20 protein-coding genes are annotated in these 21370 nt (G+C 69.2%); 14 read left to right on the top strand and 6 right to left on the bottom strand.

The window, feature by feature from the left end; genetic code table 11:
• The first annotated feature begins 2212 nt into the window (after positions 1-2212).
• The 10 genes from AC0QTQ_RS18320 to AC0QTQ_RS18275 all read left to right on the top strand — a co-directional run bounded on the left by AC0QTQ_RS18320 (position 2213) and on the right by AC0QTQ_RS18275 (position 10738).
• The gene (locus AC0QTQ_RS18320) at positions 2213-2500 is read left to right on the top strand and encodes a rod-binding protein (protein ID WP_480257738.1); all 288 of its coding nucleotides are present in this window, start codon (positions 2213-2215) and stop codon (positions 2498-2500) included.
• Positions 2493-2837, top strand: coding sequence for a flagellar biosynthesis protein FlgN (locus tag AC0QTQ_RS18315; protein WP_480257737.1), 345 nt, complete (start codon positions 2493-2495; stop codon positions 2835-2837). Before AC0QTQ_RS18320 ends, AC0QTQ_RS18315 begins: the two co-directional genes overlap by 8 nt.
• A gap of 382 nt (positions 2838-3219) precedes the next feature.
• Entirely contained in the window at positions 3220-3732 is a 513-nt protein-coding gene (locus tag AC0QTQ_RS18310; RefSeq protein WP_480257736.1) for a hydrogenase maturation protease, read from the top strand.
• A complete protein-coding gene (locus tag AC0QTQ_RS18305) occupies positions 3729-4151 on the top strand; it encodes a hydrogenase expression/formation C-terminal domain-containing protein (protein WP_121534060.1) in 423 nt (140 codons plus the stop codon). Before AC0QTQ_RS18310 ends, AC0QTQ_RS18305 begins: the two co-directional genes overlap by 4 nt.
• Positions 4148-5251 carry a hydrogenase small subunit gene (locus AC0QTQ_RS18300; protein WP_480257735.1) on the top strand — a complete coding sequence of 368 codons (1104 nt, stop codon included), beginning with the start codon at positions 4148-4150 and terminating at the stop codon, positions 5249-5251. Before AC0QTQ_RS18305 ends, AC0QTQ_RS18300 begins: the two co-directional genes overlap by 4 nt.
• Positions 5251-5904, top strand: a complete 654-nt coding sequence (locus AC0QTQ_RS18295; protein ID WP_121534062.1) for a nitrate reductase — start codon at positions 5251-5253, stop codon at positions 5902-5904. Before AC0QTQ_RS18300 ends, AC0QTQ_RS18295 begins: the two co-directional genes overlap by 1 nt.
• Positions 5901-7277, top strand: coding sequence for a (Fe-S)-binding protein (locus tag AC0QTQ_RS18290; protein ID WP_121534063.1), 1377 nt, complete (start codon positions 5901-5903; stop codon positions 7275-7277). Before AC0QTQ_RS18295 ends, AC0QTQ_RS18290 begins: the two co-directional genes overlap by 4 nt.
• Positions 7274-8995 carry a nickel-dependent hydrogenase large subunit gene (locus tag AC0QTQ_RS18285; protein WP_480257734.1) on the top strand — a complete coding sequence of 574 codons (1722 nt, stop codon included), beginning with the start codon at positions 7274-7276 and terminating at the stop codon, positions 8993-8995. Before AC0QTQ_RS18290 ends, AC0QTQ_RS18285 begins: the two co-directional genes overlap by 4 nt.
• Positions 8996-9011: 16 nt before the next feature.
• The gene (locus AC0QTQ_RS18280; RefSeq protein ID WP_480257733.1) at positions 9012-9410 is read left to right on the top strand and encodes an SCP-2 sterol transfer family protein; all 399 of its coding nucleotides are present in this window, start codon (positions 9012-9014) and stop codon (positions 9408-9410) included.
• A gap of 80 nt (positions 9411-9490) precedes the next feature.
• On the top strand, positions 9491-10738 hold the full coding sequence (locus AC0QTQ_RS18275) for an OmpP1/FadL family transporter (RefSeq protein WP_480257732.1): 1248 nt from the start codon (positions 9491-9493) through the stop codon (positions 10736-10738).
• Between the two features lie 36 nt (positions 10739-10774).
• On the opposite strand, the gene AC0QTQ_RS18270 is transcribed toward AC0QTQ_RS18275, so the two are convergent.
• The 5 genes from AC0QTQ_RS18270 to AC0QTQ_RS18250 are packed head-to-tail and all read right to left on the bottom strand — an operon-like array spanning position 10775 to position 15326.
• Positions 10775-12970 (bottom strand): hypothetical protein, encoded by a 2196-nt coding sequence (locus AC0QTQ_RS18270; RefSeq protein ID WP_480257731.1) that lies wholly within the window; start codon positions 12968-12970, stop codon positions 10775-10777.
• The gene (gene motA, locus AC0QTQ_RS18265) at positions 12967-13836 is read right to left on the bottom strand and encodes a flagellar motor stator protein MotA (RefSeq protein WP_480257730.1); all 870 of its coding nucleotides are present in this window, start codon (positions 13834-13836) and stop codon (positions 12967-12969) included. Before motA ends, AC0QTQ_RS18270 begins: the two co-directional genes overlap by 4 nt.
• A gap of 59 nt (positions 13837-13895) precedes the next feature.
• Positions 13896-14480, bottom strand: a complete 585-nt coding sequence (locus tag AC0QTQ_RS18260; protein ID WP_480257729.1) for a MotE family protein — start codon at positions 14478-14480, stop codon at positions 13896-13898.
• Positions 14477-14836 (bottom strand): hypothetical protein, encoded by a 360-nt coding sequence (locus AC0QTQ_RS18255; protein ID WP_480257727.1) that lies wholly within the window; start codon positions 14834-14836, stop codon positions 14477-14479. The genes AC0QTQ_RS18260 and AC0QTQ_RS18255 overlap by 4 nt, the downstream gene beginning before the upstream one ends.
• A 10-nt stretch (positions 14837-14846) precedes the next feature.
• The gene (locus AC0QTQ_RS18250) at positions 14847-15326 is read right to left on the bottom strand and encodes a flagellar basal body-associated FliL family protein (protein WP_480257725.1); all 480 of its coding nucleotides are present in this window, start codon (positions 15324-15326) and stop codon (positions 14847-14849) included.
• Positions 15327-15449: 123 nt separating this feature from the next.
• On the opposite strand from AC0QTQ_RS18250, the gene fliF reads away from it, so the two are divergent.
• The 4 genes from fliF to fliP are packed head-to-tail and all read left to right on the top strand — an operon-like array spanning position 15450 to position 18674.
• A complete protein-coding gene (fliF, locus tag AC0QTQ_RS18245) occupies positions 15450-17078 on the top strand; it encodes a flagellar basal-body MS-ring/collar protein FliF (protein ID WP_480257724.1) in 1629 nt (542 codons plus the stop codon).
• Positions 17078-17674 (top strand): FliH/SctL family protein, encoded by a 597-nt coding sequence (locus AC0QTQ_RS18240; RefSeq protein WP_480257723.1) that lies wholly within the window; start codon positions 17078-17080, stop codon positions 17672-17674. The genes fliF and AC0QTQ_RS18240 overlap by 1 nt, the downstream gene beginning before the upstream one ends.
• Positions 17667-17945, top strand: coding sequence for a FliM/FliN family flagellar motor switch protein (locus AC0QTQ_RS18235; protein WP_121534074.1), 279 nt, complete (start codon positions 17667-17669; stop codon positions 17943-17945). Before AC0QTQ_RS18240 ends, AC0QTQ_RS18235 begins: the two co-directional genes overlap by 8 nt.
• A 3-nt stretch (positions 17946-17948) precedes the next feature.
• Positions 17949-18674 carry a flagellar type III secretion system pore protein FliP gene (gene fliP / locus AC0QTQ_RS18230; protein ID WP_480257722.1) on the top strand — a complete coding sequence of 242 codons (726 nt, stop codon included), beginning with the start codon at positions 17949-17951 and terminating at the stop codon, positions 18672-18674.
• Positions 18675-18678: 4 nt separating this feature from the next.
• Here the strand turns inward: fliP and AC0QTQ_RS18225 are convergent, their stop codons facing one another.
• Positions 18679-21357, bottom strand: coding sequence for a molybdopterin-dependent oxidoreductase (locus AC0QTQ_RS18225; protein ID WP_480257721.1), 2679 nt, complete (start codon positions 21355-21357; stop codon positions 18679-18681).
• Between the last annotated feature and the right edge of the window lie 13 nt (positions 21358-21370).

Below are 21370 nucleotides of genomic sequence, written 5' to 3'. Positions count from 1 at the left end.
GACGGCGGCGTGGTGTCCGGATCGGGAAGAGTGAACTCGGGTGCAGCTTGCCCGCGCGGCGCGATGCCGGGGTGGGCGGCGCCGGCCACCGGCTCCGGAGACGGCGGGTCCGTCAGCTGTCCGCGGGCGAGCGCGGCGGCCGCTGTCGCGAAGGGCGGCGGCGCCGGTTCGGAAACACCGGGCGCAGCGGCGGTGGAGGGGGCGGCCGGGCCATCCTCTGCCGGAGCAGCTTGCGGTTTCACCGCATGGTCGGCCGTGGCTTCCGCCCGCGTGGTGCGGGGCGTCAGGATCGGGGGCAGGGCGCGTGCGGTCGCGGCCATGGCGGTCCTGTCCGCCGCTGCCCGCGCTCCGGCGTGACCGTCTGCGGCGGACGCCGCGAAGGGCGGTGGAGCCCCCCGGGGGGAACTCGGCTCGGCATCTGCAGTCCCGGCGCTTGCGGAAACGTCCGCCCGGACCGTTGGCCGATTCGCCGCTTGCTCAGCCGGGCGCGGCGAGGGGGCGGACGTCGTGGTCGGGCGTTCGGCCTCTCGCCATGGGGCGCCGGCGCCTTCCCCGAGGCGGAACGCGCCTGCGGGAGGCTGCATCGGGGCCGCGGCCGGGCGCGGGAAAGCCGAAGGGGCGATGGACCAGTCCGGCAGGGGCGGGCGCCGACCGGGCGCCGCGGATTGGAAGCCGCGGGCCGGGCGCGCCGCCGTGGCGGGCTGTGCCGCCGTGGCCGGGTCGGCCTCGCCGGCGGAGCGCACCTGTCCGGCGGCGGGGGGCTGGGGGGCGACCAGGCCGCTTGCTGCCGCGCCGGGTGCCGGGAGGGGGGCGTCAGGCTCCGTTGCCCGCGGGAGATGCGGCGCGGATGCCTCCTTGCTGGTCACCCGGCGCCGCTCTGGCCCGGTCGGCGCCGCAGTTCCGGCCTCCGCACCGCCTGTGCTGGCATCGGTGTCCGGGGGGGCGGCCCCGGAGAAAGGCGGCGGGGGGATGTCATCCGGGCGCCGCGTGGCCGATGGGGCCGCGGCATGCGCGCGCGTGCGCGCCGTGGCGGCGGCATCATGCGCCCCGGGGATCGCGGTGGCCGCCGGCGCGCGTGCAAGGTCGCCGGGGCGGGCGGGCTCCGGTTCCGGCACAGCTGCGTCCCGCTCGGGACCGGCGGACCCCAGCGGGAGACGGGCGAGGGCGTCATCGTCCGGGGCGGGCTCGCTCCCGGTGAGGCCCCCCGCGGGAGGCGCGGCGGTCGAAAGCGGAGCGGTGGCCGGGGGCAGGGCCGGCCCTGCCGAGCGCGGGGGCGGTGCAGGGGGGCGCGCGGCGGGCACGGACCTCTCCTGCCGCTCGCCCTGCGCTTCCCGCTGCGAAGCGGGGGGCGGCGATGCCGTCGCCGCATCCCCGGGGGGGAGATCTTCCGATGGCCTTTCCTGCGGGCGGATTTCGGAAGGCGGCTGCGTCGTGCCGAGGGCGGCTGCGGACGGGGCGTTCGTGCGCCCGGCTGCCGGTATATGCGCAACCGCCGTCGGTCTGGCAGGCTGTGGCAGATCCGGCGTGGCGGTGTCTTCGGGCCTTGGTCTCTCTGTCGCGGAAACGATGTCGCGCCGCGTTTCCCCTGATGCGCAGGGGGGCGGGCTCTGGCGGGGCACGGGCGGAACTGACTTGATGGTGGATGGCGCTGCGGTGTCCGCCGGGGCTGTCGCGGCGGAGGGCGGGGCCTCTTTTGCCTGTCCGCACGGGGCGCATGCCAGAGACCTCTCGGTGAGAGATGCGCGGGCAGGCAGGGCGGCCCCGGTGCCGCGGCCTTCGGGCGGGGCGCTGTCGCCCGGCGCCGGCCCCGGCGCGGAGGCGATGGCCGGCGAGATCCGCGTGAGCGGGGGCCATTGTGGCGAAGCGCCTGTCTGCAGGGGTGCGGTCATGGCCTCGAAACGGCCACCGGCGGTTTCGGGGGAGTCGGTGGGCGCGCGGGGCGCCGGAGCGAGGGCCGGAGCGCCTGACGGTGACAGGGCGTCGATGACCGTATCGAACGCGGTGCCGCCCGGGGGCGGGGTGCCTGCCTGCCCCTCGCGCCCTTGTGCGGCCGGCATCGCCAGCTGCGCAAGAAGGTCGGGGAGGAGGAACTGGTTCATGGCCATCGCGCGGTCTGTCGGGTTCGTGCAGAATGGCAGCAGGAAGTTACCGCTTCTTTACGGAGTCCTGCGAATTTCAGCGGAAATCCATTCACCTGCGGCGGAGCGACAGGATGCAGGACCTTCAGCCGATCCCGATGGCGCCGACCGGCGCGACGCCGGCGCAGACCGAGCAGAAGCTGCGCGCGCAGGCGGTGCAGCTCGAGGCGGCCTTCCTGTCGGAGATGCTGAAATGCGCCGAAGTCGGGCGCCCGATGGAGAGCTTTGGCGGCGGCATCGGCGAGGAGCAGTTCGCCTCGTTCCTGCGCGACGCCTATTCGGAAAAGATGGCGGAGAAAGGCGGCATCGGGCTGGCCGAATCGATCTTTCACGCGCTGACGAAAGGGCAAGGTCATGTCTGAGGGCAACGACGGAGCGATCCGCGAGCTTCTGGAGCATCTGCGCGCGGAGCGGGAGGTGCTGCGCGCTGGCCGGTTCGGCGAACTGGCGCCGCTGATCGCCCACAAGGAGTCGCTGCTTGCCGGGTTGGCGGGCACGCCGGGGGCGCGCCTTGCGCAGGCGCAGCGCATGGCGCGGGAGAATCAGCGCCTGCTGGCGGCCGCGATCGAGGGGGTGCGGGCGGCGCGGGCCCGGCTGGGCGAGATCGTCCAAGGGGCGCAGGGCTATCAGAGCTATGATCAGCGCGGCCGGGCGCAGCGGATCAGCCCCGAGCGGCCGACGCTCGAGAAACGCGCCTGAGGGGGAGGAGGTGGCGGGGGGAATCGCGCAGAAGTGGTGGGGCGGCGGCGGTCCCGGTCGCGCGTCATCGTGCAGGTGATGCCGCGGCGCGGCAATGGCCTGCGACCGCTTGCGGGGGCACGGCGCGGAAGATGCGGATGGAAACCATGCTCTCACTCCTCGCCGAAAGTGGAAGTGATATTTTCATCTTTCAGCGGGGCCGCCTTTGTCATTTCCCGTGGATCGTGGCGGAGAACTCTTCCTTTCCAATATGTTGCACCAAATTCTGTCTCGCTTTCGAACGCCGCTGTGATACACTGTCGCAGCAACAAGCCATAGCTGGCTCTACGGCTGAAATATTCAAATATTAGGACGTGTTAGATCGTTCTCGGAGGACAGGGGCGTGAGCAGATTCGAACCAGACGGTGGGTTGAAGATCCTCGCCCTTGGTGTCGGCAACACGCTTCTGACTGACGAGGCGGCGGGGCCGCTCGCCCTGCGGTTGTTCGAGGAGCGGCATGGCGCGGCACTCGGCGTGAGCTGCCTCGACGTCGGCACGCTCGGCTTTCCGCTCGCCGAGGAGATCGGCGCCGCCGATGCGCTGATCGTCTTCGATGCCGCCCGTTTCGGCGCCACGCCGGGCACGGTGCGCGCACTCGAGGATGCCGAGATGGACCATTTCGTCCGCGCCGGCAGCCTGAGCGTGCACGAGGTCGGCCTGCGCGATCTGCTCGACATGGCGCGGCTGACCGACGACCTGCCTGCCCGCCGCGCGCTCATCGGCATCGAGCCGGGCGAGATCGGCTGGGGCCTTGCCCCGAGCGACGCGATTGCCGCGGCGCTGCCGGTCGCGGCAGAGGCGGCGCGGCAGATCGTCGCCCGCTGGCAGGCCGCGGTGGCGGAGGCCTGCGCATGAGGCCCGATCTGAACGAGGTGCTGCGCCGGCGTGCCGCCGGGACCGGGAACATGGTTCTGGTGCTGCACGAGGTTTCCCATGCGCTCGATCGCCTTGCCCGCACCGGCGAGACCCATGTGATCGATCTCAGCAGCCTGCCGATGACGCCCGTGGAATTGCAGCAGCTGATCGCCTCGCTGGGCGAGGGCGAGGTGCGCGCCGTGATCGAGGCCGAGGGCCGCTCGGAAGTGACCGAGACCGGCTTTTCCGGCGTCTGGCTGGTCACGCATCGCGACACCGATGACATGCTGCGCGGCCGCTACATCGAGATTACCCCCCTGCCGGAGATCCTGCGCAGCCAGGACGCCGACATCCGCGCCGCCGCCGCCCGGCTCGCGCGCAAACTGGACCAAATCAGCGACCTGGAGGAGGCATCATGATCCGAAGGCAGCAAACACTGGGCGAACGGCTGGAGGAGCGCGGCATCTCGCGGCGCAGTTTCCTGAAATTCTGCACCACCACCGCGTCGCTTCTGGCCCTGCCGCCGGCCTTTGCCCCGCGCATCGCCGAGGCGCTGGAAAGCCAGCGCCGGCCGTCGGTGATCTGGCTCAGCTTCCAGGAATGCACCGGCTGTTCGGAATCGATCCTGCGCGCCGGTTCGCCCTCGATCGAGAGCCTGATCTTCGAGGCAATCTCGCTCGATTATCACGAGACGCTGCAGGCCGCCGCGGGCCATCAGGCCGAAGCCGCGCGCGAGCAGGCGATGGCCGAGAACATGGGCAAGTATCTGGTCGTCGTCGACGGCTCGGTGCCGCTGGGCAATCCGGGCTTCTCGACCGTTGCCGGACAAAGCAACGTCGAGACGCTGAAACAGGTGGCAAAGGGCGCGGCGGCGGTGATCTGCATGGGCACCTGCTCGGCCTTCGGCGGCATCCCCTACGCGAAGCCGAACCCCACCGGCGCGGTGCCGGTCTCGGAGATCATCACCGACAAGCCGATCGTCAACGTGCCCGGCTGTCCGCCGATCCCGGCGGTGATGACCTCGGTCATTGCCCATTACATCACCTTCGGCAGCCTGCCCGAGCTCGATGACCTCGGCCGGCCGAAAGTGTTTTACGGTCAGAACATCCACGACCGTTGCTATCGCCGGCCGTTCTATGAACGCGGCCAGTTCGCGCAAAGCTTCGACGACGAGGGCGCGAAGGCCGGCTGGTGTCTTTACAAGCTCGGTTGCAAGGGCCCCACCACCTACAACGCCTGCGCGGTGCTGAAGTGGAACGAGGGCACCTCCTTCCCGATCGAGGCCGGGCATGGCTGCCTTGGCTGTTCGGAGCCGAACTTCTGGGACAAGGGCAGCTTCTATGCGCCGCTGTCGACGGCGACCGAGCTTGGCTCGGGCACGGTCGCGGCGGGCGTTCTGGCCGGTGCGGTACTGGGGGCCGGCGCGGGCTATGCCGGGCGCAAGATGCAGGAAAAGGGCAAGGCCGGCCCGTTCGAGGCACCGCCCGTGGCGGATGCCGGGCAGAAGGAAAACAGCTGATGACCCTTCTTGATTTCGCACGCGGTCCCGCGCTTCAGGGCGCCGCCTTCATCTTCGTCGTCGGCATGGTCTGGCGCGCGCTCGGCCTGCTTTTGCTGCACCGCAACACGCCGCTGTCGCGCAACCGCGACAACCATCTGGCGCGGCACGGCTTTCGCACCGTGCTCAGCCGCTTCATCCCCGCCCCGGTGTTCGAGCGGCGGGTGTCCTTCCAATATGTCGCGGGCTGGATCTGGCATCTCGGCTTCTTCGTCGTGCTGCTGTTCTTCAAGATCCATGTGATGTTCTTTCAGGGGCTGCTGGGCTTCGGCTGGCCGACGCTGCCGAACGGCGTCGTCGTCGCCGTTGCGGGGATCACGCTTGGCGTGCTGCTGTGGCTTCTGGGCCGGCGCATCGTGAACCCGGTGCTGCGCTACATCTCGACCTTCAACGACTATTCGAGCCTGGTCGTGACGATGCTGCCCTTCATCACCGGCTTCCTCGCCTTCGCCCATTACGGCTTCGCCTATGAAACGATGCTGGCGCTGCACATCCTGTCGATCTCGCTGCTGCTGGTGTGGTTCCCGTTCTCGAAACTGATCCATGTCATCACGCTTCTTCCGTCCCGCTATATTCTGGGCGTGAAGTTCTGGCGCAGGGGGGTCCAAGCATGACCGAAGTCGTCACCAAGCAGGAACTCGACGAAGCCTTCGCCATGTTCTACGGCATGGCCGCGAGCCTGAAGGATCTGGCCAGCCCCCCGGTCGAAGTGGCTGACGAGGAGCGTGTCGCCGCGGCGAAGCGGGTCTTCCTGAAGGGCATCGACGCGAATTTCGCCACCCAGCTCGACGCCTGCGTGCATTGCGGCGCCTGTGCCCAGGCGTGCCAGTTCTACCTCGGCACGGATGATCCGAAATACACGCCGGTGCACAAGCTCGACCTGATGAAGCGGGTCTATGACCGCGAGATATCGCCGCTGAGCTGGCTGAAGAAATTCATCGTGAAGGACATCACCGCCGACGATCTGCGCGCCCAGCAGGAGCTGGTCTATGATTCCTGCACGATGTGCGGGCGGTGCAACCTGGTCTGTCCGGCGGGCATCAACATCGCCGACATGGTGGCGCTGAACCGCTCGGCGCTCGCCGCGGCGCGGCTGATGCCGGACGAGCTGCGCTTCATGCAGGAAGGGCAGGAGGCCGACGGCACCATCTTCGGCGCCGACGAGGATCTGTTCCGCTTCCGCATGGATGCGCTGCAGGAAAAGCTCGGCTTCGAGATCCCGATCGACAAGCCGAAGGCCGACGTGCTGCTCGTCACCACCGGGCTCGACATCCACCTGTTCCAGGATGCGACCGGCGGCACGATCGAGACGCTGCACCACATGGGCGTCGATTACACCCTGCGCTCGGATGCCTACGAGGGGGCGAACTTCGGCCTTCTCTCGGGCCACGAGGGCACGAAGAAGAAGATGGCGGCAAAGCTTGCCAATGCCGCGATCGAGGTCGGTGCCAAGGTGGTGATCGTGCCCGAATGCGGCCACGCCTTCCCGGCGCTGCGCTGGGGCGCGGCCGAGGCGCTCGGCAAGCCTGTCGAGTTCGACGTGATGACCGTGTCCGAATATTTCGGCAAGGCGGTGATGGACGGTCGGCTGAAACTCGAGAAGGACAAGGAGCCGCGCGTCGTCGCCCTGCACGATCCGTGCAAGGTCGGCCGCTGGGGCGGCGTCTTCGAGGAGCCCCGCGCCATCCTGAAGGCGATCGGCTGGGAGCTGCACGAGACCGAAAGCAACCGCGCCTACAACTTCTGCTGTGGCGGCGGGGCCGGCAACTTCCTGATCGAACGCGCCAACCCGCTCAAGCGCGCGGGCTATCGGGTGAAGATGGCCGAGATCGAGAAGACCGAGGCGAAGACCCTCGTCGTCTCCTGTGGCTCGTGCCGGATGAATTTCGAGGTCGGCAAGGTCAATGCCGGTGACACGATCCCGGTGGAAAGCCTCGCTGCGATCATCGCGGCGCATCTGCCGAAGAAGGAAGGAGCCAAGGCATGAGCCGCATCGTCGTCGATCCGATCACCCGCATCGAGGGGCACCTGCGCATCGAGGCGCAGATGGAGGACGGTCGCATCGCGCAGGCCTTCTCCTCGGGTACCTCGGTGCGCGGTCTCGAGATCATCCTGAAGGGCCGCGACCCGCGCGACGCCTGGGCCTTCGCACAGCGGATCTGCGGCGTGTGCACGCTGGTGCATGGCATGGCCTCGATCCGCGCGGTCGAGGATGCCCTGAAGATCGACATCCCGACCAACGCGCAGCTGATCCGCAACCTGATGATCGGGGCGCAATACGTGCATGACCACGTGATGCACTTCTATCACCTGCATGCGCTCGACTGGGTCGACGTGGTCTCGGCGCTCGATGCCGACCCGGCGGCGACCTCGGCGCTGGCGCAGTCGATCTCGAAACATCCGAACTCGTCTCCGGGCTATTTCTCGGACATGAAGACGAAGCTGAAGAATTTCGTCGAAAGCGGGCAGATCGGCATCTTCAATCAGGGCTACTGGGGCCACCCGGGCTACAAGCTGCCGCCCGAGGCGAACCTGATGGCCGTCGCGCATTACTTCGAGGCGCTCGCCTGGCAGCGCGAGGTGGCGAAGCTGCACGCGATCTTCGGCGGCAAGAACCCGCATCCGAACTTTGTCGTCGGCGGCGTGCCGAGCCCGATCGACCTGAACTCGGACAGCGCGATCAACGCCGAGAAGCTCGCCAAGGTGAAGAACATCCTCGACATGGCGCAAAGCTTCGTCGACGAGGTCTATCTGCCCGACACGCTGGCGATCGCCGGTTTCTACAAGGATTGGGCGACGCGCGGCGAGGGGCTGGGCAACTTCCTGACCTATGGCGACTTCCCGTCGACCGGGCTGACCTCGGACCGCTCGAGCTGGCTGGTGCCGCCGGGCGTGATCCTTGACCGCGACCTGTCGACGATCCACCCGGTCGACCTGTCGGCCGAGGGCGAGATCGAGGAATATGTCGCCCATTCCTGGTATGAATACGAGGGCGGCAAGGACAAGGGCCTGCACCCCTGGGCCGGCGAGACCGCGCTTGACTACACCGGGCCGAAGCCGCCCTTCGATCAGCTGGATGTCGAGGGCGCCTATTCCTGGATCAAGGCGCCGCGCTGGAAGGGCAAGCCGGTCGAGGTCGGCCCGCTGGCGCGCGTGCTGATGATGTATGCCTCGGGGCAGGAACAGGCGAAGGCGCTGGTCGACAGCGCGCTCACCACGCTCGATCTGCCGGTGCGCGGGCTGTATTCGACGCTCGGCCGGGTGGCGGCGCGGACGCTCGAAACCAAGCTGATCGTCGATGCGATGCAGGATTGGTACGCGGCGCTGATCGCCAACATCAAGGCCGGCGACACCACCACCTTCAACGGCACGAAATGGGATCCGTCAAGCTGGCCGAAACAGGCCAAGGGCGTCGGCTTCATGGAGGCGCCGCGCGGCGGTCTGGGCCATTGGATCGTGATCGAGGATGGCAAGATCGCCAATTACCAGGCCGTGGTTCCCTCGACCTGGAACGCCGGGCCGCGCGATGCGCAGGGCCAGTCGGGCGCCTATGAGGCCGCGCTGCAGGACAATCACACGATGGCGGTCGAGGACCAGCCGCTCGAGATCCTGCGCACGATCCACAGCTTCGACCCCTGCCTTGCCTGCGCGGTGCATGTGATGGACCCCGACGGCGAAGAACGGCTGCAGGTCAAGGTCTGCTGAACAGGAGAAAGACAAGATGAGCGAGATTTTCAGCCCCGAATGGATGGCCGGTTTCGCCGCCGAATGGAACAAGGAGCCGGCACTGGCCGGCGCGCTCGAGCAGATCGGCTTCAAGTCGACCATCGCCTATGGCTTCAAGGGCGACCCGGCGCCGAAGGGCGTGATGGTGATCGAGGGCGGCAAGGTGGTCTCGAGCGGCGCCTATGCCGGCGAGCCGCTGAGCTGGGACATCCGCTGCACGCCTGAACATTGGGACAAGTGGCTGAAGAAGCCGCCGACCATGATGGATCTGGGCGTCGCCTATACCACCGGCAAGATGAAGTTCGACGTCGGCGATTACACGGCGATGATCAAGGACCCGCGGATGGCCGGTCCCTTCATCAAATCCTTCGCAGCAATGTCGCGCGTCGGATAACCTGTCACTTCCGGGGCGCCTCCGGTTCGGACCGGGGCGACGCGGAAGATTTTGACCAACTCCAGCCCATGGAGGCTTGAATGAAGTCCACCCTGAAACCCCGCCTCGCGGGAACGGCGGCGCTGTGCCTTGTGGCGGCACTGGTGCCGGAAGTCGCCTCGGCCACCGAAGGATATTTTGCCCTGGGCTACGGCGTCGCGCAGCGCGGCGTGGCGGGCGCGGGCGTCGCCTACAGCCAGGACGGGATGTCGAGCGCGATCAACCCCGCCGCGGTGGCCTCGGTCGGGCAGGAGTTCAGCCTGGGCGTGCAGGTGTTCTCGCCGCGGCGCAGCTACACGGGCACGGGGACCGGCTTCGTCGCCCCGGGCAAGGTGGAAAGCGGGCATGAGTATTTCCTGGTGCCGAACTTCTCCTTCAACAAGCCGTTGCAGAATGGCGCGGTGCTGAACTTCGCGGCCTATGGCAACGGCGGGATGAACACCTCCTATCCGGCGGTTGCGAACCCGAATTGCGGCTATTTCGGCGGCGGCTCGGGCGTGCTGTGCGGCGGCAAGGCCGGGGTGAACCTGAACCAGCTGTTCCTGTCGGTGACCTATGCGCAGAAGATGGGGCGGCTGTCCTGGGGTATCGCGCCGACGGTCGCGGTGCAGAGCTTCTCGGCACGTGGCCTTGCGGCCTTCGGCGTGATGGCGAATGACACGGATTATTCGACGGGCGTCGGTCTCAGGGCGGGCGTGCAATACGAGGCCTCGCCGCAGCTGACGCTGGGCCTTTCGGCGCAGACCCGCTTCGAGATGTCGAAGCTCAAGGACTATTCGAACCTGTTCGAGAATGGCGGCGATTTCGATATTCCCGCCTCGATCACCGCCGGCCTCGCCTATCACCCGCGCCCGGACGTGACGCTGCTGCTCGACTATTCGCGGATCTTCTACAGCGACGTCGGCGCGGTCGGCAATGCGACCGATGCCGGCCCGATGGGGGCGCCGGGCGGTGCGGGCTTTGGCTGGGACGACGTCGATGTGATCCGGCTTGGCGCCGAATGGCAGCAGACGCCCGACATGACCTGGCGTGTGGGCTATGCCCATGCCACGAATCCGGTCGGCCCCGAGGACGTCAGCCTGAACATCCTCGCCCCCGGCATCGTCGAGGATCACGTCAGCTTCGGCGGCTCGAAGATGCTGAGCGACAACGACCGGCTCGACTTCTCGGTGGGCTATGCGCTGTCGAATTCGGTCAAGGGCACGCTGCCGGCCTCGATGGGCGGCGGCACCGTCAAGCTCGAGATGCACCAGTTCAGCGCGTCGGTCGGCTGGACGCGGCGGTTCTGAGCCTTTCGCACACGGGGCGCCCCCGCTCGGGGCGCCTCAGGGGTTGGGGAAATCGGCGAGCAGCCGGGTCAGGGCCTCGCGCTCGGCTTGGCTGCGTGCGATCAGGTCCTTGAACCCCGCGACCCCATCGGCCGGAGAGGGCGGCGGGGCGGTCGGCTCCTCGGCCGTCAGGTCGTAAAGCCGCACCAGCGCCTGTTCGGCCTCGCTGCCGTTCGCGGCAACAAAGCTCCAGTCGCCGCCACGCCAGGCCTCGGCCGTTGCATTCGGCAGGTCGCCTGCCATGGCAAAGACCGCCTGCGCGATGGCATGTTCGTTCAGCAGCGCATGAGCGCGGGCCTTCAGCGCGGTGGCGCGGCTGCTGTCGAGCGTGTCGAGATAGGACAGCGCCGCCGGGCCGTCCCGCTCGGCGATGGCGGCGGCGGCGAGTGCCACCCGCCCGTCGGGCGTGCGGCCAAGCGGCCCGCCCAGCAGATCGCGCACCGGGCCGGTCAGGCCCGCGGCGGTCAGCCGGTCCGCCATCCGGAGCCGCACGAGGTTCGGCAGATCCTCCGGCACCTGATCCTGCCGGGCAAGGAGCTGGCCCAGAAACAGCGGGTCGTCCGGCACCTTGGCGAGCAGCTCCCAGAGGCTGCGCCGGGTTTCCTGCCGCAGCGTGGGCGTGTCCTGCGCCGGCCAGGCATCGAGCGCGGCGAAGGCCTCGGAAAACCGTCCGACCGAGCCCTCGCCCAAGATCTGCGCGCGCAACAGCCGCGCCCCCTCGGGCGAGCCGCGCAATTCGCGGGCAAGCGAGGTTGCCAGTTCGATATTCGCCGCATCGACCGGCTCGCCGCGCGCGATCCGGGAATCGATCAGCAGGACCAGCGCCTGCGCCGCATCGGCGCTGTTGCGGTCGATCATCCCGGCCAGAACCGGCTCGGCCTGCGCCGGTTCGCCGCGGGCGATGTCGATCCGCGCGTCGATCAGGCCGAGCGCCGGATCGCCGGGCGCGACCCCGCGGGCAAGCATCGAGCCGATCTCGCGCGCGTCGCTGTCGGCGCCAAGCGCAAGCAGCCGGCGCACCAGCTCGGGCCCGACGATCTTGCGGATCGGCAGCGGCAGCGCCGAGAAGCTGCGCCGCACGGCGGCAAGGTTCGGCGCCTCGCCCTCCGCATCGTCGCGCCCGAGCAGGGCCCAGAGCGCGACCTTGCCGTGGCAGGCGGCCATGCGCGAGATCGGCGAGTCGGGCACCGGCAGGTCGTCGAGCACCGCCGCGACATAGGCGATCGCGCCGGCGGACGGCGTTCCAAGGCCGAAGCCGCGCAGCGTGGCGCGGGCTTCGGTGCCGAAGCCAAGGCCGAGATAGGTGTGTGCAAGCCGCTCGACCGCGGCAGTGTCGGGGCGGTCGAACTCGCCCACCAGCCCCTGCCGCGCCGTCGCGATCTGCACGCCCGCGGGGGCGTCGGAAACCCAGCTTTCCACCGCGAAAAGCCGGTCCGGCAGGCAGCGCAGCCCGTTTGCCAGCAGCTGTGGCGCGGGGCCGTTGCCGAGCATGTCGCGATCGAAGACCGTCTGCGATTCGATCGCCAGATGCGGGGCGGCGCCCTCGGGCGGGGCGGCGTCCGGCGGCAGCGGCGCGGGCGCCTCCGCCTTCGGGGCGACGAAGGCGCTGATCACGCCTTGCGAGGCGGCGCGGCTGAGCTGCGCGAGCAGCTCGGTTTCCGCCTCGCGCACGCGCGGGTCAGGTGGCGCAAAGCCGGGCCGCAGGTCGCCCGCCCCGGTTGGCTCCGCCCCGGCGGGTGCGGGGATGGCACGATTGCGCCAGTAGGTCTCGAGATGGTCAAGGCGCAGCGGCGTGCTGGTCGCGGCACGGGGGCCACTGGCGGGCATCGGCAGCGCGGGCGCATCGAGGATGTCGAGCACCACGGCCCCCGAGGCAAGCTGGAACGCCTCGTGCACCGTGCCGGGCGCGGTGGCGATGCGCAGCCCCTCGGCCTGCGGCGCAACCCCGGTGATCCGGGTGCGCGGGATCAGCCGGAAGACCCCCGCGGTGTCATAGCCGAAGCTTTCGCCCGGGGTGCGCAGGGTGAGCGCACCCACGCCCTCGCTCAACTGCCAGTCGGTGCCGGGGGGCAGCATGAAGACGAGGCGCGAGAAGCCGTCATGCTCGCCCGATCGCACGGTGACCTGCTGTGCCTGCGCTGTGCCCGCCGCGCAGATCAGTGCGCCGGCGGCAAGGATCTGCCCGATCCTCATGCCGCCTCCGCCTTCACCGTCCGCAGCGCCTCTTCCAGTTCGGAAAAGCTCGGGCGGATGTGATGGGGTGTGTTCTGCCGGCCGACCTCGATGCAGATATTGGTCGCGTGGTTGTAGAGATTGGCGACCAGAACCTCCCGGATCAGCTTGTAGAAATGGCTGTCCTCCTCGATCACCGCGCCGATGCGGCTGGCGAAGGGGCCGACGAAGCCATAGGCGAGGAAGACGCCGAGGAAGGTGCCGACCAATGCGCCGCCGATCATGTGGCCGAGAATCTCGGGCGGCTGGTCGATTGCCGCCATGGTCTTGATGACGCCCAGAACCGCAGCGACGATGCCGAGCGCGGGCATCGCGTCGGCCACGGTCTGGATCGCGTGGCTCGAGTGCATCGCGTGTTCGTAATTGGCCTCGAGCTGCTTGTCGAGGATCTCCTCGACCTGATGCGGGTCGTCGTAATTCATCGAGGCGGCGCGCATCGTGTCGCAGATCATCTCGATCGCCTCGTGATCCTTCAGGATTTTCGGATATTTCTGGAAAATCGAGGAGCTTTGCGGCGCCTCGATATGTTCCTCGATCGCCACCGGATTCTGCCGCACCAGACGGATCAGTTCGAACAGCAGGCACAGCAGGTCACGGTAATCGGCGGGCTGCCAGATCGGTCCCTTGAACACCTTGCCCATGTCGCGCAGCGTCCGCTTGACCGCGGCCAGATCGTTCGACAGCAGGAACGAGCCCGCCGCGGCGCCACCGATCATGATCATCTCGAAGGGCAGCGCCTTCAGGATGATGCCGATCTTGCCGCCCGCGGCGACAAAGCCCCCGAACACCATCACGAAGATGACGATCATCCCGACAATGCCGACCATTCATCTTTCTCCACAGCTCGCCCGGCGTTCCGCACGGGAGGATTGATCTTGGCCGCGCTTTAGCGGCCGGGGGCACCGGCGTTCCTGCCGGCCATGATGACGCTGATCGAATAGCCGACCTCCGGCGTCAGATTGGCAAGGACGGCGGCGGCCTGTTCGGGCCGCATCCGGGCCAGGAAGCCCGCCGCGAATTCGGGCGCCATCGCCTCGAACAGCGGCGCCGCCTCCTTGGGTTTCATGTTCTCGTAGACGGTGACCAGGCGCGAAACATCCGCATCCGCGCCGGAATCGGCCACCGCCACGGTCTTCGACAACGCGTCCTCGGCCGCGATCAGGGTGGCCAGACGCTCGTCGATGCGCGCTTCGGCCAGTCGCAGCGCCTGCGCGCGGTCGGCGATGATGCCCTCGCGCAGGGCAAGCTTCTGCTCGCGGTCCTCGAGCGCACGCAACAGCGCGGCATTCGCGGCGGGGTCGGGGCAGGTCGCGGGCGAGGCGCCGCTTCGGGTGTCGAGCGCCAGGGCGAGCCCGATGCCGTCGCCGATCCGCAGCACCGCCGCCAGCGCGAAGGCCGCCGCGATCAGCGGCAGCAGCGAGCGGCCCGGGCGCCAGCGCCGGCGCGGTGTGCGCGGGGCGGGCGGTTTCATTCCGCCGCCTCCATGTCCGTGCTGCGCGGCCGGCGGCGCAGCACGCGGTGGCGGCGCGGGTCGGTTTCCGCCTCGGGCAGGTCATGCAGCGCGGCCAGCATCAGCTCGAGCCGCTCGGCCCCCTGCTCGGCGCGCTCGGTCAGCGCCGTCAGCTGCTCGGCCGAGAGCGCGGCGGTGGATTGCGCCCGGTTCAGCGCCTTCGTCATGTCGTCGACCTGGGCAGACAGCACCGCAATCGCCCCGCCCATGCCGTTCTCGAGCTGATTGAAGCGCTTCAGCCGGCGCGACAGCACAAGGCAATAGACCGCCGCCCCAAGCGCGCCGAGCCCGGCCAGAAGATCGGCAATCAGTTGCATCGGGCTCTCCTCAGTTCAGAACGAATTCCATGATCAGCAGGTCGCGCACGCGGTCCTCTCCGCACACGATCTGCACCCGGCGCAGCATCTGCGCGCGCAGCCGGATCAGCGCGGCGGGATCTTCGAGGTCGTGCAGGTCGACGGCCCGCAGATAGCCGTTGAGCACGTCGACCACCCGCGGCTTCAGGAGCTCCACGTCCTTCTGATAGGCCGCCGGCACCTCGATCTGCGCCGAAAAGCGCAGGTGTCGCGCCGCCGGATCCGAGAGCGAGATCACCATCGGATCAAGCGCCACATAGGCGATGTCGGGCAGCGCATCGGGCCCCGTGGCTGCGCTCGGTGCCGGCGCATGGCCGAGCGGGATCAGCCCGAGATAGAGTGCCGCAAAGCTGGCCCCGCCGCCGGCGATCATCAGCGCAAGGCCGAGAATCAGCGGCAGTTTCAAGCTCTTGGAGGGGGCCGCTTCCGGCTCTGTCTGTGTCTGCGCCATGGCGTCACCGATTTCTTCGTCGCCCCACCTATAGCCCCGAGTCGACTAACCGATTGTTAAGGGCGATCGGCGAAAGATGCCCGGGACGACGGGGCAGACGTCCGCTCGCGTGGAGGCTTGGTGTTGCAACAGTTGACGACGGTATGGAGTGCCCTCGACACGCGTCGCCGGATCATCGTGGTGGGGGCAACGGCCTTCGTCTTTGCGGCGGTCCTGGCCCTGTCCAGCCTTGCCGCGCGGCCCGACATGGCGTTGCTTTATGCCGGGCTCGATGGCGCGAAGGCGGGTGAGGTGATCTCGGCGCTGGACCAGCGCGCGGCGAAATACGAGGTGCGCGGCGATTCGATCTATGTCGAGGCGCCGAAGCGCGACGAGCTGCGGATGACGCTTGCGGCCGAGGGGCTGCCCGCGACCGGCGGCGCGGGCTATGAGCTGCTCGATTCGCTCTCGGGCTTCGGCACCACCTCGCAGATGTTCGACGCCGCCTATTGGCGCGCCAAGGAAGGCGAGCTGGCGCGCACCATCCTTGCCAATCCGGCGATCCGCGCGGCGCGGGTGCATATCGCGCCGCCTTCGGGCGTGTCCTTTCGCGCGCAGAATCGCCCCACGGCCTCGGTGACGGTCACCACGAACGCCGGCGGGCTGTCGCCGCCGCAGGCCAAGGCGCTGAAATATCTTGTGTCCTCGGCCGTGGCCGGAATGACGCCCGACGACGTCTCGGTGATCGACACGGCAAGCGGGCTGGTCGCGGCGGGCGACGAGAGCCCCGCCGCCTCGGGCACCGACCGGGCCGAGACGCTGCGCCGCAACATCGAGCGGCTGCTCGAGGCGCGGGTCGGCTATGGCAATGCGGTGGTCGAGGTCGCGGTCGAGACGGTGACCGAGCGCGAGGCGATCACCGAGCGGCGCATCGACCCGACCAGCCGCACGATGATCTCGACCGACACCTCCGAAAGCTCGAACAAGGCCGACGAGAGCAAGACCGGCGGCGTCTCGGTCGCCTCGAACCTGCCCGACGGGCAGGGGGCGAATGGCGGCAGCTCGCAGCGGCAGGGCAACGAGACGCGCGAACGGACGAATTACGACCTGTCGGAAACCACGCGCGAGGTGGTGCGCAATCCCGGCGACGTCAAGCGGATCACCGTGGCGGTGCTGGTCGACGGCACCGAGGGCAAGGACGCGAACGGGCAGGTCTCGGTGGTGCCGCGTTCGGAGGACGAGATTGCCGCGCTGCGCGACCTCGTCGCCTCGGCGGTGGGTTTTGACGAGGGGCGCGGCGACGTCATCACCATCCGCTCGATGGCCTTCCAGCCGATCGCCGAAAGCGGCGCGGTGGCGACGGCGGGGATGCTGGGTGGCACGTCGCTCGACGTGATGCAGCTGATCCAGATCGCCGCGCTGGTCGTGGTGGCGGTGGTGCTTGCGCTGTTCGTGATGCGCCCGGCGCTTGCCCCGCGCACGCCTGCGCAGCCGCAGCTGGCCGGGCTGCCGGTGCCCGCGATGCCGGGCGGGCCGGCGGCCCTGACCGGCGAGATCGCGGGCGACGAGATGCCGGCGACCGAGATGTCGGTGGTGTCCGATTTCCCGATGGCCGACCTGCCGGTGCCCTTCGCCATGGCCTCCGCCCTCGATGCGCAGGCCGAGATCGAGGATGACCCGGTCGCCCGGCTGAAGCGGCTGATCGGCCAGCGTCAGGCCGAATCGGTCGAGATCCTGCGCGGCTGGATGGAGAAACCGGAGGAGCGCGGCTGATGAAGAACCCCGTCCGTCTGGAAACCTTCGAGACCGAGGCGCTCGAGCCGCAACAGATCGAGATCGCGCCGGCCGAGTTCGAGGAGGCGCGTCTTGCGGCCTTCGAGAAGGGCTATTCCGCCGGCTGGGACGATGCCATCGCCGCGCAGGATGCCGAGGTCGCCAAGCTGCGCACGCAGCTCGGCCGGCAGCTGCAGGAGATGTCCTTCACCTTCCTTGAGGCGCGGCGCAACCTTCTGGCCGCGTTGCAGCCGCTGCTTCTGGAAATGACCGCGAAGGTGTTGCCCGCCGCCGCGAGGGAGGCGCTGCCGCAGATCGTCGCGGACGAGCTTCTGCCGCTTGCCGGCACGCTGCTCGACCGGCCGGTGACGGTGGTCGCGAACGCCGCAAGCCTTGCGCAGCTGCGCGCGCTGATGCCGCAGGAGGTGGCGCTGCCGCTGACCTTCACCGAGGAGCCGAGCCTGGGAGATGGCCAGGCCTTCGTCAAATTCCCCGAGGCCGAGACGCGCATCGACCTCGACGGGGTGACCGCCGCGATCACCGAGGCGATCCGCAGCTATTTCGATGCAACCTTGCAGGAGACCGACCATGGATGAGATCCGCCAAGACCCTGCCGCGAGCCCGTTCTCGCAGATCCCGATCGAGATCACGATCTCGGTCGGCAAGGCGCGCCCGCTGGTGCGCGATCTGCTGCGGATGAAGCGTGACGCGATCCTGCCGCTCGACCGCAAGGTCGAGGACCCGGTCGAGCTCTATGTCGGCGATAAGCTGATTGCGCGCGGCGAGCTGACCGAGCTCGAGGGCGATCAGGCCGGCCAGCTTGCCGTGCGCCTGACCGAGGTGGTCGACCTGCAGAACGGTCTTTGACCGATGCGCCGCGCCGCGGTTCTGGCCGCGCTGATCTGCCTTGTCGCGCTGCCCGCCGGGGCGCAGCAGATCTCGCTCGATCTTGGCGGCAGCGACAGCCTGGCCGGCCGCTCGATGCTGATGATCGCGGGGATCACCCTGCTCAGCATCGCGCCGGGGCTGGCGATCATGGTGACCTGCTTTCCCTTCGTGGTCACCGTGCTGTCGATCCTGCGTCAGGCGATGGGGCTGCAGCAGTCGCCGCCGAACATGCTGATCGTCAGCCTCGCGCTGTTCCTGAGCTGGTTCATCATGGAACCGACCTTCACCGAAAGCTGGAACGCCGGCATCAGCCCGCTCCTCGACGGCACGATCGACCTTGCCACCGCGTTCGAGCGCGGCGTGGCGCCGTTTCGCGGCTTCATGGCGGGGCGGGTCAACCCCGACACTTTCGCCCAGCTGTCGGGGCTGCGCGACGGCACCCCCTTCGCGGGCGAACTGAAGGCGGCGCCGCTCTCCACCCTGGTGCCGGCCTTCATGCTGTCCGAGATCACCCGAGCCTTCGAGATCGGCTTTCTCGTCTATCTGCCCTTCCTCGTCATCGACCTCGTGGTCTCGGCGATCCTGATGTCGATGGGGATGATGATGGTGCCGCCCGCCGCGGTGGCGCTGCCCTTCAAGCTTGCCTTCTTCGTGGTGGCGAACGGCTGGGTTCTGGTCTCGGGGGCGCTGGTGCGCAGCTATCTCTAGCGGCTCAGGCCGCCGCCCCCTTGGTGCCGAAGCGGGCGAGCAGCGCCGCAAGTTCGGGCCGGCACGAGCCGCACGACGTGCCCGCACCAAGCGCCGCGCCGATCGCCTCGACGCTGCTCGCCTGACCCGAGGTGATCGCGGCGCAGATCTGGTTCAGCCCGACGTTCAGGCAGGCGCAGACGGTAGGCCCCGGGTCGGGCGCGTCGGCGCCGGGGCGGCCGGCCAGAACCCGCACCGCGTCGGGCCCGCCCACGGCCGCCACGACATGGCTGCGCGCCACCGCGATCGGGCGGGGCGAGATGAACAGCGCCGCGCGCAGCACGCCCTCTTCATGCAGCGCGATGCGGACCGTGCCGCGCGCCGCGTCGGTGACGGTGGCGGCGGTGGCGCCGGGCAGGCCGAACATCCGCCGCGCCAGCGCCTCCCAGTCGGGGGCGGGGTCGCTGCCGGCGAGCTCCATCTGCCAGCCACTGGCCGAGCGCAGTCGCGTCCAGTAGGGCGCCTCGGGCTCGGGTCGGATCTCGCCGCTCACCGCGAACCCATGCCAGCCTGCCGCGAAGCGCTCGATCGCGACGACCGAGCCCTTGCTTTCGGGCTGGCCCGAGATGGGGTCGGTCACCGCCCGCACCAGCGTGTCGATGCGCGCGGCCGAGGCGGTTTCCGCGGTCCAGTGCATCGGCACGAAGACCTCGCCCGGGCGCACCGCGTCCGAGATCGCGGCGCGCGCGATCACCGCACCGAGCGGGTTGTGCAGCCGCACCAGATCGCCCGCGCCAAGGCCAAGCCGGGTGGCGTCCTCGGGGTGGATCTCGCAGTAGGGCTCGCCCAGATGCTGGTTCAGCCGCGGCGCCTTGGCGGTGCGGGTCATCGTGTGCCACTGGTCGCGGGTGCGGCCGGTGTTCAGCCGGAACGGGAAGGCGGCGCTTGGCCGGCTTTCGGGCCCGCGCGGCGTGACGGGCAGCATCCGCCCCTTGCCGTCGGGGGTGTGAAAGCGGCCATCGCCGAAGAAGCGCCCGCCGCTCTTGCGGGCATTGCGCGGCCAGACGAAGGGGGCAAGCGTGTCATAATCGGCGGCATCAATCCCGGCGAGGTCGGAGATGTCGAAATCGGACCCAAGCGACCCGGCCACGCCCGACAGCGCCGCATATTCGGCAAAGACCTCGGCGGCCGAGGACCAGCCAAACGCCGCGGGCCAGCCCATGCGGCGCCCGACCTCGGCAAGGATTTCCCAGTCCGGCCGGGCGCTGCCGGGGGCGGGCAGGGCGGCGCGCTGGCGGCTGATGCAGCGCTCGGAATTGGTGACGGTGCCGTCCTTCTCGGCCCATGCGGCGGCGGGCAGCAGCACATGGGCGAGTCGGGCGGTGTCGGTGCACCCGGTGATGTCCGAGACGACGACGAATTCGGCGCCTTCCAGCGCGGCGCGCACCGCATCTGCCTCGGGCATCGAGACGACGGGGTTGGTGTGGATGATCCAGATCGCCTTGATCCGTCCCTCGCCAAGCGCGCGAAACATCTCGACCGCCTTCAGCCCGGCGCGCTCGGGCATCGCCGGCGCGTCCCAGAAGGCCTGAACGGCAGCGCGATGCGCGGGGGCCCCGAGGTCGAGGTGGCACGCCAGCATGTTGGCAAGCCCGCCGACCTCGCGCCCGCCCATGGCGTTGGGCTGGCCGGTGACCGAGAAGGGGCCCATGCCGGGCTGCCCGATCCGCCCGGTGGCAAGGTGGCAATTGAGGATCGCGTTCACCTTGTCGGTGCCCGAAGACGACTGGTTGATGCCCTGACTGTAGACGGTGACCACCTTCGGCGTGCCGATCCACAGATCGCAAAAGGCCTCCAGCTCGGCGGGGCTCAGCCCGCTCGCGGCCCGGTCCGAGGTCTGCGCGGCGGCAAGCGCCTCGGCATAGCCGGTGACGTTGCGCAGGAAGGCCGTGTCGGTCGCGCTGCGCCGGTCGATCTCGGCCAGCAGGGCGTTGAAAATCGCCGCATCGCCACCCGGTGCCACGGCCAGATGCAGGTCGGCGATGTCACAGCTTGCGGTGCGGCGCGGGTCGATCACCACCACCCGCATCTGGGGCCGCGCGGCCTTGGCCGCGACGAGGCGCTGATAGAGCACCGGGTGGCACCACGCGAGGTTCGAGCCGGTCAGCACCACCAGATCCGCCTCTTCGAGGTCGGTATAAAGCCCGGGCACGGTGTCGGTGCCGAAGGCGCGGCGGTGGCCCGCGACCGAGGAGGCCATGCACAGCCGCGAATTGGTGTCGATATTGGCCGATCCGATGAAGCCCTTCATCAGTTTGTTGGCGACGTAGTAATCCTCGCTCAGCAGCTGACCCGAGACGTAGAAGGCGACCGCATCGGGGCCGTGTTCGCGGATCACCTCGGAAAAGCGGGCCGCCACCAGATCAAGCGCGGTGTCCCAGCCGGTTTCATGGCCGAGCACCCGCGGCGTGCGCAGCCGGTCGTCAAGGTCGAGCGTCTCGGCCAGCGCCGTGCCCTTCGAGCACAGCCGGCCGAAATTCGCCGGGTGGTCGGGGTCGCCCTTCACCGCGATCCGGCCCGCGCCGTCGCGGCCCAGCAGCACGCCGCAGCCGACGCCGCAATAGGGGCAGGTGGTGCGGATCGCGGTCTCGGGATCAAGCCGGGCGGTGCGGGCGCGGCGGGGGGGGGGCGCGGGCGAGGTCATCAGGCGGCACTCC

Source organism: Paenirhodobacter sp. YD-8, from assembly GCF_056590935.1.
This window is presented reverse-complemented; position numbering and strand designations above follow the sequence as displayed.

Excerpts from the sequence above, each read along its gene's own strand:
- AC0QTQ_RS18320 (WP_480257738.1), top strand. The coding sequence starts at position 2,213 with ATGCAGGACCTTCAGCCGATCCCGATGGCGCCGACCGGCGCGACGCCG.
- AC0QTQ_RS18315 (WP_480257737.1), top strand. The coding sequence starts at position 2,493 with ATGTCTGAGGGCAACGACGGAGCGATCCGCGAGCTTCTGGAGCATCTG.
- AC0QTQ_RS18305 (WP_121534060.1), top strand. The coding sequence starts at position 3,729 with ATGAGGCCCGATCTGAACGAGGTGCTGCGCCGGCGTGCCGCCGGGACC.
- AC0QTQ_RS18300 (WP_480257735.1), top strand. The coding sequence starts at position 4,148 with ATGATCCGAAGGCAGCAAACACTGGGCGAACGGCTGGAGGAGCGCGGC.
- AC0QTQ_RS18295 (WP_121534062.1), top strand. The coding sequence starts at position 5,251 with ATGACCCTTCTTGATTTCGCACGCGGTCCCGCGCTTCAGGGCGCCGCC.
- AC0QTQ_RS18290 (WP_121534063.1), top strand. The coding sequence starts at position 5,901 with ATGACCGAAGTCGTCACCAAGCAGGAACTCGACGAAGCCTTCGCCATG.
- AC0QTQ_RS18285 (WP_480257734.1), top strand. The coding sequence starts at position 7,274 with ATGAGCCGCATCGTCGTCGATCCGATCACCCGCATCGAGGGGCACCTG.
- AC0QTQ_RS18280 (WP_480257733.1), top strand. The coding sequence starts at position 9,012 with ATGAGCGAGATTTTCAGCCCCGAATGGATGGCCGGTTTCGCCGCCGAA.
- AC0QTQ_RS18275 (WP_480257732.1), top strand. The coding sequence starts at position 9,491 with ATGAAGTCCACCCTGAAACCCCGCCTCGCGGGAACGGCGGCGCTGTGC.
- AC0QTQ_RS18270 (WP_480257731.1), bottom strand. The coding sequence starts at position 12,970 with ATGAGGATCGGGCAGATCCTTGCCGCCGGCGCACTGATCTGCGCGGCG.
- motA (WP_480257730.1), bottom strand. The coding sequence starts at position 13,836 with ATGGTCGGCATTGTCGGGATGATCGTCATCTTCGTGATGGTGTTCGGG.
- AC0QTQ_RS18260 (WP_480257729.1), bottom strand. The coding sequence starts at position 14,480 with ATGAAACCGCCCGCCCCGCGCACACCGCGCCGGCGCTGGCGCCCGGGC.
- AC0QTQ_RS18255 (WP_480257727.1), bottom strand. The coding sequence starts at position 14,836 with ATGCAACTGATTGCCGATCTTCTGGCCGGGCTCGGCGCGCTTGGGGCG.
- AC0QTQ_RS18250 (WP_480257725.1), bottom strand. The coding sequence starts at position 15,326 with ATGGCGCAGACACAGACAGAGCCGGAAGCGGCCCCCTCCAAGAGCTTG.
- AC0QTQ_RS18240 (WP_480257723.1), top strand. The coding sequence starts at position 17,078 with ATGAAGAACCCCGTCCGTCTGGAAACCTTCGAGACCGAGGCGCTCGAG.
- AC0QTQ_RS18235 (WP_121534074.1), top strand. The coding sequence starts at position 17,667 with ATGGATGAGATCCGCCAAGACCCTGCCGCGAGCCCGTTCTCGCAGATC.
- fliP (WP_480257722.1), top strand. The coding sequence starts at position 17,949 with ATGCGCCGCGCCGCGGTTCTGGCCGCGCTGATCTGCCTTGTCGCGCTG.
- AC0QTQ_RS18225 (WP_480257721.1), bottom strand. The coding sequence starts at position 21,357 with ATGACCTCGCCCGCGCCCCCCCCCCGCCGCGCCCGCACCGCCCGGCTT.